Raw genomic sequence first — 11,664 nt, forward strand, 5'->3', positions numbered from 1 at the left:
TGATATCAAGGTTTCTTCTGGGGCAATTTTTCGAGCCGCTTCTAAAAATTGACGAGTCGGTTCTACAATCCGACTATCCACTTTGATAGCATCCACATCTGTTAATTGTGGGTTCAGCTCAGGCTTCACATTGTCACGATTAACCAAGATCAACTGCCAGTCTTTGGTCGAAACGGCTGGTAAATCTGATTTTTCTTCCTTTTTCTTAGAAGAAGAGGGAGTCGTTACAGCTGTTTTTTTAGCCTTCCAAAACTGAAGCCCTGAAAACAAGCTCGGTTTTGCTAAATAAGCACCAATTCCTGATCCAAGGACCACAAGAAGAAAGAAACTCAATAGGTAGGGCCACCATTTCTTACGTTTTTTTCTTGCGCGTCTATACTTATTCGCCATGGCTACCCTCTAGAAGTTTTGCTCCAACCTTACGATAAGACATATCCCCAATCTTTTCAATACTGAAAGCACCATCCTCATAGGCCAAAACCGTCACGCTTCCGTTGTCCAAGACCAATTCTTCGACCGCTTTTGGATCGATGAGATAAATCAAGGTCGTAATCGTCATGCCATGGCTAACCACAATAGCATTGCCACCGCCAGCTGCTTCTACTTCTTTTGCGATAGCTTCAAATCCTTCTAGGATCCGGCCACTCAAGGTACCCCAGGATTCAGCCCATCCAGTGGTATCCACTTCGACGATCCCTTCTGCTAGCTCCATCAGGCTCAACTGATGGAAATCATCGACCTTAAAGACACGGGGTAAAACTCCCATGAAGAGATCGCCATCATAAGCACCGTCAAAACTACCAAAACACCACTCACGAATGCGTTTATCATAGCGATAAGGAATCTGACCTGTCAAACCAAGCTCTTGAAGAACAATTCCCATGGTTTGAATGGTGCGTCCAGAATCACTCGAAACAGCCTCTTCAAAAGAAAGCCCAGCTTCCTTGAGACCAAGTCCTAATTCTCGAATCCCACGCTCTCCTGCTTCTGTCAGCGGAGTGTCTGACCAGCCCTGTGCTCGCCCAATGGTATTAAACATGGTTTTTCCATGACGAGCAATATATAATCTGGTTTTTGTCATTGTATTACCTCCGTATGTATCTCTTTCATTATATCATTTTTTGCAAAAAGAAAGTAGGAAAGCTCTTACAAGTTTTGAGAAAAAGAAAAGGCCATGACCAAAGGGTCAGCCTTTCAGGACGGACTAGGATTCTTGCAAGCTTTCACCGACCTCACGGTAACTGCTATCTCCAACCCCCTTAACCGTCAATTTTCCATCTTCATATTCTACAAGGGTAACACTACCGTTTGAAAGAGGCAGATTGAGATTTGGTTTTCCTTCAATCAAGCAGACCAAGGTCTGAATGGTCCAACTATGGCTGACCACCAAAGCATTGCCTCCTCCATTTTCTTCTACTTCTTTGGCAATACCTTCAAAACCTTCTAGGATTCGTTTTTTCAAGACTTCCCAAGGTTCAGCCCAATTCGCTGTGTCCACTTGGCAAATTCCATTGGCCAAGTCTTCCAAGGTCAAGGTCTTATAATCCTCCACATCCAGCACGCGTGGCACGACACCATGAAAGAGCTCCCCACCGTAGGCCCCATCAAAGCTACCAAAACACCACTCGCGGATCCGTTTGTCAAAGCGGTAAGGAATCTGGTCTTTCAAGCCCAATTCATCAAGAATGATCCCCATGGTCTGAATGGCACGACCTGAATCACTGGAGTATGCTCGAGTAAACTCTAAACCAGATTCACGCAAGCCGATTCCTAGAGCCTGAATCCCACGTTCTCCTTCTGCTGTCAAGGGCGTATCGGACCAACCTTGAGCACGTCCAATGGTATTAAACATGGTTCTCCCATGACGAATCACAAATAATCTTGTTTTAGCCATCTTGTCTCCTTTTGCAAGAAAAAAGTCTGGAGTTTCATCATCACAGACTTTTCTATTTTCTACTATTATACTAGATTTCTATTAGTTTTTAAAGCTATGAACTGGAGCTGGAATTTGACCACCACGGGCAATAAAGTCAGCTGATGAAGCTTTGTTGACCTTCATTACCGGAGCAGACCCAAGAAGCCCTCCGAACTCTAACATATCGCCCTCTTCCCCATAAGGAATGATCCGAACCGCTGTTGTCTTTTGGTTGATTACCCCGATAGCTGCTTCATCGGCAATCATGGCCGCAATGGTTGTATCTGGAGTATCAGCTGGGATGGCAATCATATCCAGACCGACGGAGCAGATAGCTGTCATGGCTTCCAATTTTTCCAGGTTGATATGACCTGATTGGACCGCCGCAATCATCCCTTCATCTTCTGAGACCGGAATGAAGGCACCTGACAAACCACCGACTTGGTTACAAGCCATGATACCACCTTTTTTCACCTGGTCATTGAGTAAAGCTAAGGCTGCGGTAGTTCCGTGGGTTCCTACTACTTCAAGCCCCATGGCTTCGAGGACGCGGGCAACCGAATCCCCAACAGCTGGCGTTGGTGCGAGAGACAAGTCTACAATCCCAAACTCAACACCGAGACGTTCACTAGCCATTTGACCGACTAATTGACCGACACGGGTAATCTTGAAAGCTGTCTTCTTGACTGTTTCCGCCAATACATCAAAGCTTGCCCCCGGAACTTTTTCAATCGCCCGTTGGACGACACCAGGTCCGGAAACCCCAACGTTGATGACAACATCCGCTTCACCGACACCATGGAAGGCACCCGCCATAAAAGGATTGTCCTCTACTGCATTGGCAAAGACAACGAGTTTCCCAGGCCCCATTGGATCTGCTTGGGAAGCTTCTTTAATGATACGGCCCATGTCTCGGACAGCGGTCATATTGATCCCCGTCTTGGTCGATCCGATATTGACTGAAGAGCAGACAAAGTCCGTCTCTGCTAGGGCACGAGGAATGGAATTGATGAGGATTTCATCCCCCTTTTGGTAGCCTTTTTGAACCAGTGCTGAGAAGCCACCGATAAAGTTAATTCCGATCTCTTTAGCCGCACGATCCAACGCCTTGGCAAAGGGCACATAATCTGTCGCATTGGTTGCTGCTCCGATAATGGAAATCGGAGTGACCGAAACCCGCTTGTTCACAATCGGGATACCGAGTTCTGCTGCAATCTCATCCCCAACAGCTACTAAGTCCTTGGCCTTTGTCACAATCTTCTGGTAGACCTTTTCTGCCGCCTTATCAATATCTGGATCAATACAATCTAGAAGGGAGATGCCCATGGTGATGGTCCGAACGTCAAAGTTCTGCTCCTCAATCATGGCAATGGTTTCAGTTACCTGTCTAATGTCCATAAATTCTCAACCCCTATCTTACAAATTGTGCATGGCATCAAAAATGGCTGCGCTCTGGATATTGATTTTTACATGAAGAGACTGACCGAATTCTTCTAATTCTGAACGAAGCTGGGTGAAATCTTTTTTCTCATCCGATGATACGACCGCCATCATGGTAAAGTATTCATCCAATACAGTTTGAGAGATATCATCGATATTGAGTCCCAACTCTGCCACCTTAGTCGCAACACCTGCTACGATTCCTTTTTGGTCTTTTCCGACGACTGTAATAATTGCTTTCATTTCACTGCTCCATTCTATCTATTTGCTTCCATTGTAGCACATTCACCTTAAAATCGCTTAAATGTTTTAGAAAAGGTTCGGTTTTACAAACAAAAAGAAGACATCCAAGAAAATCTCTTGAATGTATGTAAGTCTTGATAAATCACCAATGGCTAAAGCGATTTTTCTTAAAGTAGTGGCTGAGGAAACACAGATATTAAACAAGAAAATGCCAGTAGATATAGTTGTAGACGAAAATCCAGATCGGTTTCCAAAAAGTCAGAAAATTGCTAAAAGCATGCAAGAAAATCGGCAGTCGGATTTCTTTAGATTTCTTATAGATAGCTGCGAAGAAGATCCCTGAACAGAAATAAAGAGAAAAGGTTACAGGATCCCGATATTGATAGATCAGATGAAAGGCCGCAAAGAGAAAGCCTGAAAGCAAAATATCTAAATGGAATTTGCTTTCTTTAAAGAAGACATCCATCAGATATCCTCTGAAAATGAATTCTTCTATCATAGGAGATGTAGTGGTTGCCAGGACAAAAAACAGAGTACCCGAAATACCGGGACCATTTAGATAAATAGAGGATGGCAATTTTGTTTGATGAACGACAGGAACTAGAAAAGCTTGAAAAGTTTGCAGCACCCATCTTTCAAAAAAGAACCACAAAAGTACCAAAGCAAAATACCCCAGATAGGACCACTTCCATTTCTGTCTGTTTGAATGGGTGGCTATCTTCTGTCTTTTAAACCAAAATAGAATGGCGATGAGTAGCAAAGAGTAGAGAATCAAATAGATGAAATAAAGAAAACTTACATCACCATTGAAAACTCCAGTTAGGTAGATACCAAGACCTTCAATCCCAAAAACAAATAAATATAACAGGAACAGGATAGCGACTCCATGTTTGGCATATTTCATATCATCTTTTCTCCAATATCATTCTTCCATTCAATTATGTACAAGTATAGCACATAGAAAAACTTGTAAGCAAGGAAGCCCTCAATTGTACCTTTTTGAACAGAAAATGTCATCTTCTTTTGTTATTTACTCCGCTTTGATAGGAGAAAACAACCGTTTAGATTTTCTAGCCTGACGATTCTACAATATATTATCCCTTAATCATCTGGACGATTTTGCTTTGAAGTAGCTGAAAACTGAAGTTTTTTCAATTAGAAAACAAGGCAGTGACTTATTCATCCCTCTTTTTCACGATATCGTAAGGACTCACTCCAACTTTCAGAATACCGTAGCGAATATTTGACTTTCCATTTCAGAAGGTATATACTTATATTAATCTGAACTAAATAGTTTTAATTTTTTAAATGAACTGTCTTCAATTCAGATTAAAAAACTATTTACTTAACGGAGGTGGCGCTATGTCATTAGAAGATAAATTAAACCAAGTTAAAGGTTCTGTTAAGGAAGGTCTCGGTAAAGTAACCGGCGACACAAAAACAGAAGCTGAAGGCGTTGCTGAAAAAGTTGCATCAAAAGCTAAAGAAGTTGCTGAAGATGCAAAAGAGGCTGTTGAAGGAGCTATCAACGGTGTGAAAAACATCTTTCACAAAGACGATAACTAATTTTTAACGTTCTAAAACCACCCTATTTTCTACAGTCCTATTTGACTAGGGAAGATAGGGTGGTTTTTTGTTTATTTCTAATTCAGTTCCGGTATACAAAAAGAACACCCTGAAAGGTGTTCTTTGTAAGTATAGTAATTCTTTCGAAGAACGTTTTGAGTGCAGTGGTTGCCATCCAATCAAACATCGCTTTGCTTGTTTTCTTGGGGCAACTGTGCATAGCATATCTCTACGCGACTAAAGTCGCTAGAGCTATCCTAATTGCGCACCGCTAGTTCTCATAGAAAAAAACACCTTGCAAGATGCAAAGTATTTTCGTTTGTATTCTGCTGTCCAGCAACGAATTAACGTTTAGAGAACTGGCTAGCTTTACGAGCTTTTTTCAATCCTAATTTGAATAGTCTTGCTTTTAGGACAGCTCAAAAGCGCTCAATAGCAGCCATCAGAAGAGTTTCTTCTGATTTCGATTTCAATAAATAGGAATAGGTGTATCTAAAATAGTGCAATTTCTTAACGCAAAACTTTCAATCCTATCCTCTTCCTTCTTATCCTAACAAAGTTTGTAATATTGGAATAACAACGATAAATAGAACCGTACTTAGAGTCACCACATTCGTAGAGAATTCCACATCTCCTTTTCCCTGATTAGCAAGGATCGGGAGAACAGCTAAAGCTGGTGTAGCGGACTGAATCATAAAGGTCTTAAATTCTACTGTCGCCATATTTGGTGCAAAGAACTTCAATACAAGAAGCATGATTAGAGGAGCTAGGATAAAGCGTCCAACTAAAGTGACAATTGTATCTTTATCAAAAGTAATAGTTTTCAAGCCTGCCTTTGCAAGAACGATACCAATATAAATCAGAGATAGGGGAGTGACGATATTTCCAACATAGGTTAAGGTATTCGTTGCGAAATCTGGAATAGAGATTCGGAGAATCAAAAATAGCAGAGCCACAAGAAAACCTACAAGCGGAGCTGGTAGCAATTTCTTCCAGTCAAATTTACTTGTCTCCTTGCTTTGACCTGATTTACTATCGCTCGTCATCAAATACACGCCTAATGTCCAGGTGGAAATCGTGTTGGTGATATAGTAAATTAAGAAATAAGGAAGAGCCTGATCCCCAAAAAGAGCAACGTTTAAAGGTAAACCAATAAAAATAGTATTAGCATTCACAAAGGTATTAATCATGGTTCCTCGTCGTCCTGGACGAACCTTGAAAATCATAACTGCAATATAAGCTACGATATAGCCCAAGATAAAGGCTACAAATGTATAAAGGAGACCTCCAGAAAGACTGATTAGTTTATCTAGCGTTAGGTATTTCATCACCGACACAAAGATTGACGCTGGCAAGGCTACATTCATGATCAAACGAGACAGGTTAGGTCCAAAGGCATCTCCAAACCATCCCTTCACCTGAAGAATATACCCCAAAACAATGATAGTGATAATCGGAATGATACTCGTAATCGAGGTTAAAAAGAGTGACATAGGTATCCTTTCTAAATTACTTAAGTCCACAGCCCATACAAATCTGTCGCTAGTGAAGGATAGATAGCAGCAATGAATTATTTATACTCTGGATACCACTTCAAATCACGAACTGCTTTGGCCATATCTGTTTCCTTAGCACACGCAAGACCTTGCTCTTGTGCTTTTTTAGCGACTGCTTCTGCTACTTTAATAGAAACATCTGCTACATACTTGAATGGTGGCAAGACAGGAGCTCCTGGTTGGCCTGGATTGACAATACCACTCAATGAATGAGCTGCTGCTCCAATCATTTCATCAGTCAAAAGACTTGCTTCAGAAGCCAGCATACCTAGACCAAGACCTGGGTAAATCAAGGCATTATTGGCTTGACCAATCACATAGTCGACAGCTTTATAAGAAACTGTATCAGCAGGAATTCCTGTTGCGACAAAAGCTTTGCCATCTGACCATTCGATCAAATCTTTGGCACTAGCTTCTGCTAGTTTGGTTGGATTTGACAAAGGGAAGATCATCGGACGCTCTGTATTTTCACACATAGCCTCTACTATTTCTTTAGTGAAGGTATTAGGCTGAGTCGAAGTTCCTACAAGAATGGTTGGCTTCACAGTCTTCACTACTTCAAGCAGGTCAGTCAACTTGTCTGCGTTACTAAAGTCAGCACGTTTCTTAGCAAACGGTTTTTGTTCAGGAGTTAGGTCATCCATGTCATCAAAGAGAAGACCTTGTTTATCAACCATAAAGAAACGTTTATAGGCTTCTTCTTCAGAAAGACCTTCACTCACCATTTCACGAAGAACACGAGCGGCAATTCCTGCACCAGCAGTACCACCACCATAGCAGAGATAAACTTGATCTGTTAATTTTTCACCACTAATATCCAGTGAACCAAAGATACCACCTAGGGTAACGATTCCTGTACCTTGAATATCATCATTAAAAGTTGGAATTTGTTTTCGGTATTTTTCAAGAATATTGGCAGCATTCGAGCGGCCGAAGTCTTCCCAGTGAAGGTAGAGTTTAGGAAAGAGACGTTCTGCTGTTTGAACAAATTGGTCAATGAAGTCGTAGTAACGATCTCCGCGAACCCGTTCGTGACGATTTCCTAAGTAATTAGGATTGTTACGAAGTTCTTCACGGTTAGTCCCTGCATCGATAACTAAAGGAAGGACCATAGAAGGATCGATTCCAGCAGCACCCGTGTAGACCATCAATTTCCCAACAGAAATATCGACACCATTTGTTCCCCAGTCACCGATTCCAAGGATTCCTTCTGCATCTGTTACAACAATGAGACGAATCTCGCGATCCCCAGCAGCATTTTTCAAAGTGGCTTCAATATTTTCAGGATGATTGATATCAAGATATCCCGCATATTGGGGATCTACAAAGAGGTCACTATAGCCTTCAATGGTATCTGCAATGGTTGGATCGTATACAATTGGATTGAATTCCTCCAAATGTTGAGAAAAGAGGTAATAGAAAAGAGTCCGGTTGGTATTAAAAATTTCCATTAGGAAAAGACGCTTTTCCAAATCATTGGCTTTTGTTTGCATTTGTGCATAAGTTTGCGCCGCTTGTTCTTCAATCGTTTGAACATACGGTGGCAGTAAACCAATAAGGCCTAGTTCCTTTCGCTCCTCTAAGGTAAAGGCAGTTCCCTTATTAAGGAAAGGATTGTTTAAAATATCATGTGCAGTCATAGTGCAACCTCCTTTTTACTTCTATTATACTACTTAAATGAATTGTTTGGAAAACTTTGTCGTTTAAAAAATACGATTATGTACGTATATGTTATAATGAGTCTACGAGAACAATTTTCTAATAAGCTCTTTTTTACTTAAAACACTATTATTGATGATACTTCAAGTTGTTAAATTTTATAAAGTCCTGAACTCATGAAACTCTCGATGATCACTCTTTCCTAAAAGTTTCAAGTATAGCAAAATAATCATACAAATTGGCAACCCTGATTAAAATTAATATCACATAAGTTCCTTAAACAATACTTTGTGCTTTTTAATGTGTTTTTTTGTCATGCAAAACTTGTATTCTATTTATATGACAACTAAAAACTATTTACAACACTATATTTCCCAAAAAGTGAAATATTTTCGAACACAAAACAAAATGAGCCAGGAAGAACTTTCGGAACAAGCGGGACTTGGGCTTAAGTATATCAACCAACTCGAAAACCAAAATGTGAATCTGACCATTCACAGTCTTGAAAAAGTGATTGATGCCCTAGAGATGACCCCAGAGGAATTTTTCAATTTTGATAGTCTTGAATCAACCTCTGATAAGACTGACAGTCTTTCACTCAAAAGAATCAACATGAAGATTAAACAGCTCCCTATTGATAAACGAGAAAAGATGTTGGTCATTTTTGAAAGTATCTTAGATAATCTTTGAGATTCCTGACTCACTTACATTTTAACCAGCAAATAATCGTATAGTCAAATTGTAGGATACGGATAAAATTTATTTATCTGGTGATTTCCACTTATTTTTTCTCCAATTAATGAAAGTGAGCCCATATGAATTTAAAAGATCTACAATATTTTTATGACCTCTGCCAGCTTCAATCCTATACGGAAGTAGCAAAACTACATAAAGTCAGTCAACCATCTATTTCTTATGCCATCAAGCGCTTAGAGGAATCTTTTAATTGCAAATTGATTCACCATGATCCTTCACATCGTTCCTTCAAACTCACTCCTCAAGGGCAAATCCTTCTAAAGCATACAGAAAAGATCTTATCTGAGGTTATTTCTACTCGCAAAGAAATTAATCGCTCCTTGGCACAATACTCTACTGTAGGATTCCCTCCTATTATCATTCAGTATCTCTTTGCAGCCTTAGACGAAAAAGATAAATTCGATTTTTTAAAAAAGTTACGCCCTATCCGCGGTGGCTCCGTAGAGTTATTAGATCTTCTCCTCAAGGGAGACCTTGATGCAAGCCTACTCGGCTTGATTGAACCACTCAATCATCCTTCAATAGAGACACATGAACTCTTTCATAAAGAACTGTATGTCGTTTTATCTAAGAACCATCCTCTTGCTACTGCTCCTTCCCTCGCTTTTGAAGATTTAGTAGATCAATCCTTTATACTTTTAGACGAACACTTTGTTCACCTGAAAGCTTTTGAACTGCTTAATCAAAAGCATCAAAACAAGGCAGAAATATTCTTTAAGAGTGACGACATTGTCATCATTAAAGAACTTTTAAAGAAAGGGATTGGCGTTAGTTTACTGGCTGATATCGCACTTTCTGATGAAGATGATGATTTAATAAAAATCCCTCTAATACCGGAGGACCAGATAACATTTACAGTTTACTACGCTTATCTCAAATCAGCTACACTGTCATCAGAAGTAGAAGCCTTATTTAATCTCATTAAATCATATGAATAGAAAAAACTCTAACTATCAACTACCTGATAGCTAGAGTTTTTTACATTATAGGTAGTAGACTAAAGTATGAAGAAATAGGATATGATCGCCGAATTTTTCATTTACCCGATACCCTTCAAAGAGATTTCTAATTATAAATCCACAAGATATCAATAAAAAAGAACACCCAGAAAGGTGCTCTTTGTAAGTTTGGATAGAACTTACATTCTCGATTTAACTTCTCCTACTTCCTTATTACGATAGTATTTAATAAATTCTTCCTGACTATTGACAATATGCTCCTGTCCATCTACTGAGTTTTCCGCAGGAATTTTCACATTTTCAAATAAATTCGTTCCTTCCTTATACAAGAGCTGGTAAATTGGCATATTGTTTTCGATACTTGGCTTATCTGCCAAGACTACAATTGATCCGTTATTATCTTCCAAAAGCTTTGCTGCTTCAGGGTACTTTTGACGAATAAGGGCATCTTTAGCTAGTTTCCCATCTTTAGAAACACCAAATTCCCAATTAAACATATAGTAGTCTTTAGAATCGGGCAGTAGATTATAAAAACTTGTTGCCGTAGCATATTGCTCATAATCTCGGCCCTTACCTAATTCTACAATCTTCCCCTCATTCAAATCAATAGACTTGGTAAAAAGAGAACCATCTTTGGCATTTTTCAAATGAATATCCAGTAGTTCTCGACCCTCACTAATATAGATAGTAGAAGCAATTCCTACAGGGATATCGTTGGAATCATAATCTCGAGTCATTTTAAAAACATCGTAGTCTTTGGAAGGAAAGCCTTTCGTCTTTATATCATAGACTGCAATCTTCCAATATTCACCTTCAGTAGGCTCATTTCGATATATCGGCAATCTTTTGTATTCCTGTACAATCTTATTCTGGCTGGCAACGGGACCAACCCAATAAACATAGGTAGATTGCGATGCAAGCCAATAGTCCAATGGATTATCATAGTCCCACTTGATTACCAAGGCTTTCCCATCTTCGATATATTTGTAGTCCACTATCTTTCTCTTAAACAAAAAAATAGTGTATGGCTTAACATATTTGTTCACATAGTATTTATAACCCAGGTAAGGCGTAAGTAAGAGAACTCCCACCAACATGGCAATAAACACCATTTTTTTCGAAAATTTCATTGCAAATCCTCCCGATATTTATTATTTGCCAGATAATTTTCTATTGTTTAAAGCATTTGTGCGTTTCAAAAAATATACGTATTTCTAGAAAAAATATCCTTGTCCCATTATACCATATGAAAGATACCATAAGAAGAAAGGAAAAGTAAAAGAACACCCCGAAAGGTGCTCTTTGTAAGTATAGTCATTCTTTCTAGTTAACGTTTTGAGTGCAGTGGTTGCCATCTAATCAAACATCGCTTCGCTTATTTTCTTGGGGCAACTGTGCATAGCATATCTCTATGCGACTAAAGTCGCTAGAGCTATCCTAATTGCGCACCGCCAATTCTCATACAAAATAAAACACCTTGCAATATGCAAAGTGTTTTCGTTTGTATTCTGCTGTCCAGCAACGAATTAACGTTTAGAGAACTGGCTAGCTTTACGCGCTTTCTTAAGAC

At 39.6% G+C, this 11,664-nt stretch carries 11 protein-coding genes and 1 pseudogene; 3 read left to right on the forward strand and 9 right to left on the reverse strand.

Annotated elements, in window-relative coordinates:
* The 6 genes and pseudogenes from SPADD19_RS07255 to SPADD19_RS13140 form a co-directional block, all read right to left on the reverse strand.
* Positions 1-390: pseudogene (locus tag SPADD19_RS07255) on the reverse strand (M15 family metallopeptidase); the annotation flags it as partial.
* Positions 380-1,081: a histidine phosphatase family protein gene (locus tag SPADD19_RS07260; protein WP_061455653.1), complete on the reverse strand. Its 702-nt coding sequence runs from the start codon at positions 1,079-1,081 to the stop codon at positions 380-382. The pseudogene SPADD19_RS07255 and the gene SPADD19_RS07260, both read right to left, overlap by 11 nt.
* Positions 1,082-1,204: 123 nt before the next feature.
* Positions 1,205-1,894, reverse strand: a complete 690-nt coding sequence (locus SPADD19_RS07265) for a histidine phosphatase family protein (protein ID WP_061455654.1) — start codon at positions 1,892-1,894, stop codon at positions 1,205-1,207.
* A gap of 81 nt (positions 1,895-1,975) precedes the next feature.
* Positions 1,976-3,313, reverse strand: coding sequence for a PFL family protein (locus SPADD19_RS07270; RefSeq protein WP_061455655.1), 1,338 nt, complete (start codon positions 3,311-3,313; stop codon positions 1,976-1,978).
* 18 nt (positions 3,314-3,331) lie between these two features.
* Positions 3,332-3,598, reverse strand: coding sequence for an ACT domain-containing protein (locus SPADD19_RS07275; RefSeq protein ID WP_003004214.1), 267 nt, complete (start codon positions 3,596-3,598; stop codon positions 3,332-3,334).
* A gap of 196 nt (positions 3,599-3,794) precedes the next feature.
* Positions 3,795-4,502, reverse strand: coding sequence for a CPBP family intramembrane glutamic endopeptidase (locus SPADD19_RS13140; protein WP_061455656.1), 708 nt, complete (start codon positions 4,500-4,502; stop codon positions 3,795-3,797).
* Positions 4,503-4,960: 458 nt separating this feature from the next.
* On the opposite strand from SPADD19_RS13140, the gene SPADD19_RS07285 reads away from it, so the two are divergent.
* Positions 4,961-5,164 carry a CsbD family protein gene (locus tag SPADD19_RS07285; RefSeq protein WP_048688589.1) on the forward strand — a complete coding sequence of 68 codons (204 nt, stop codon included), beginning with the start codon at positions 4,961-4,963 and terminating at the stop codon, positions 5,162-5,164.
* A 545-nt stretch (positions 5,165-5,709) separates the two neighbouring features.
* Here SPADD19_RS07285 and SPADD19_RS07290 read toward each other — a convergent pair.
* Both SPADD19_RS07290 and SPADD19_RS07295 read right to left on the reverse strand, forming a co-directional pair.
* The gene (locus SPADD19_RS07290; RefSeq protein WP_061455657.1) at positions 5,710-6,657 is read right to left on the reverse strand and encodes an AEC family transporter; all 948 of its coding nucleotides are present in this window, start codon (positions 6,655-6,657) and stop codon (positions 5,710-5,712) included.
* A gap of 77 nt (positions 6,658-6,734) precedes the next feature.
* Positions 6,735-8,360, reverse strand: a complete 1,626-nt coding sequence (locus SPADD19_RS07295) for a malolactic enzyme (RefSeq protein WP_061455658.1) — start codon at positions 8,358-8,360, stop codon at positions 6,735-6,737.
* A 358-nt stretch (positions 8,361-8,718) separates the two neighbouring features.
* Between SPADD19_RS07295 and SPADD19_RS07300 the strand changes: the two genes are divergently transcribed.
* Positions 8,719-9,069, forward strand: a complete 351-nt coding sequence (locus SPADD19_RS07300) for a helix-turn-helix domain-containing protein (protein ID WP_061455764.1) — start codon at positions 8,719-8,721, stop codon at positions 9,067-9,069.
* A gap of 125 nt (positions 9,070-9,194) precedes the next feature.
* Positions 9,195-10,073, forward strand: a complete 879-nt coding sequence (locus tag SPADD19_RS07305) for a LysR family transcriptional regulator (protein ID WP_061455659.1) — start codon at positions 9,195-9,197, stop codon at positions 10,071-10,073.
* Between the two features lie 200 nt (positions 10,074-10,273).
* Here SPADD19_RS07305 and SPADD19_RS07310 read toward each other — a convergent pair whose 3' ends face one another.
* Positions 10,274-11,224, reverse strand: a complete 951-nt coding sequence (locus SPADD19_RS07310; protein ID WP_061455660.1) for a hypothetical protein — start codon at positions 11,222-11,224, stop codon at positions 10,274-10,276.
* Positions 11,225-11,664: the final 440 nt, after the last annotated feature.

The organism is Streptococcus parasanguinis (assembly GCF_001578955.1).
Lineage (GTDB): Bacteria > Bacillota > Bacilli > Lactobacillales > Streptococcaceae > Streptococcus > Streptococcus parasanguinis_U.

What these genes read in the sequence shown, in the direction of transcription:
- SPADD19_RS07260 (WP_061455653.1), bottom strand. Translation starts at nt 1,081, where the DNA reads ATGACAAAAACCAGATTATATATTGCTCGTCATGGAAAAACCATGTTT.
- SPADD19_RS07265 (WP_061455654.1), bottom strand. Translation starts at nt 1,894, where the DNA reads ATGGCTAAAACAAGATTATTTGTGATTCGTCATGGGAGAACCATGTTT.
- SPADD19_RS07270 (WP_061455655.1), bottom strand. Translation starts at nt 3,313, where the DNA reads ATGGACATTAGACAGGTAACTGAAACCATTGCCATGATTGAGGAGCAG.
- SPADD19_RS07275 (WP_003004214.1), bottom strand. Translation starts at nt 3,598, where the DNA reads ATGAAAGCAATTATTACAGTCGTCGGAAAAGACCAAAAAGGAATCGTA.
- SPADD19_RS13140 (WP_061455656.1), bottom strand. Translation starts at nt 4,502, where the DNA reads ATGAAATATGCCAAACATGGAGTCGCTATCCTGTTCCTGTTATATTTA.
- SPADD19_RS07285 (WP_048688589.1), top strand. Translation starts at nt 4,961, where the DNA reads ATGTCATTAGAAGATAAATTAAACCAAGTTAAAGGTTCTGTTAAGGAA.
- SPADD19_RS07290 (WP_061455657.1), bottom strand. Translation starts at nt 6,657, where the DNA reads ATGTCACTCTTTTTAACCTCGATTACGAGTATCATTCCGATTATCACT.
- SPADD19_RS07295 (WP_061455658.1), bottom strand. Translation starts at nt 8,360, where the DNA reads ATGACTGCACATGATATTTTAAACAATCCTTTCCTTAATAAGGGAACT.
- SPADD19_RS07300 (WP_061455764.1), top strand. Translation starts at nt 8,719, where the DNA reads ATGACAACTAAAAACTATTTACAACACTATATTTCCCAAAAAGTGAAA.
- SPADD19_RS07305 (WP_061455659.1), top strand. Translation starts at nt 9,195, where the DNA reads ATGAATTTAAAAGATCTACAATATTTTTATGACCTCTGCCAGCTTCAA.
- SPADD19_RS07310 (WP_061455660.1), bottom strand. Translation starts at nt 11,224, where the DNA reads ATGAAATTTTCGAAAAAAATGGTGTTTATTGCCATGTTGGTGGGAGTT.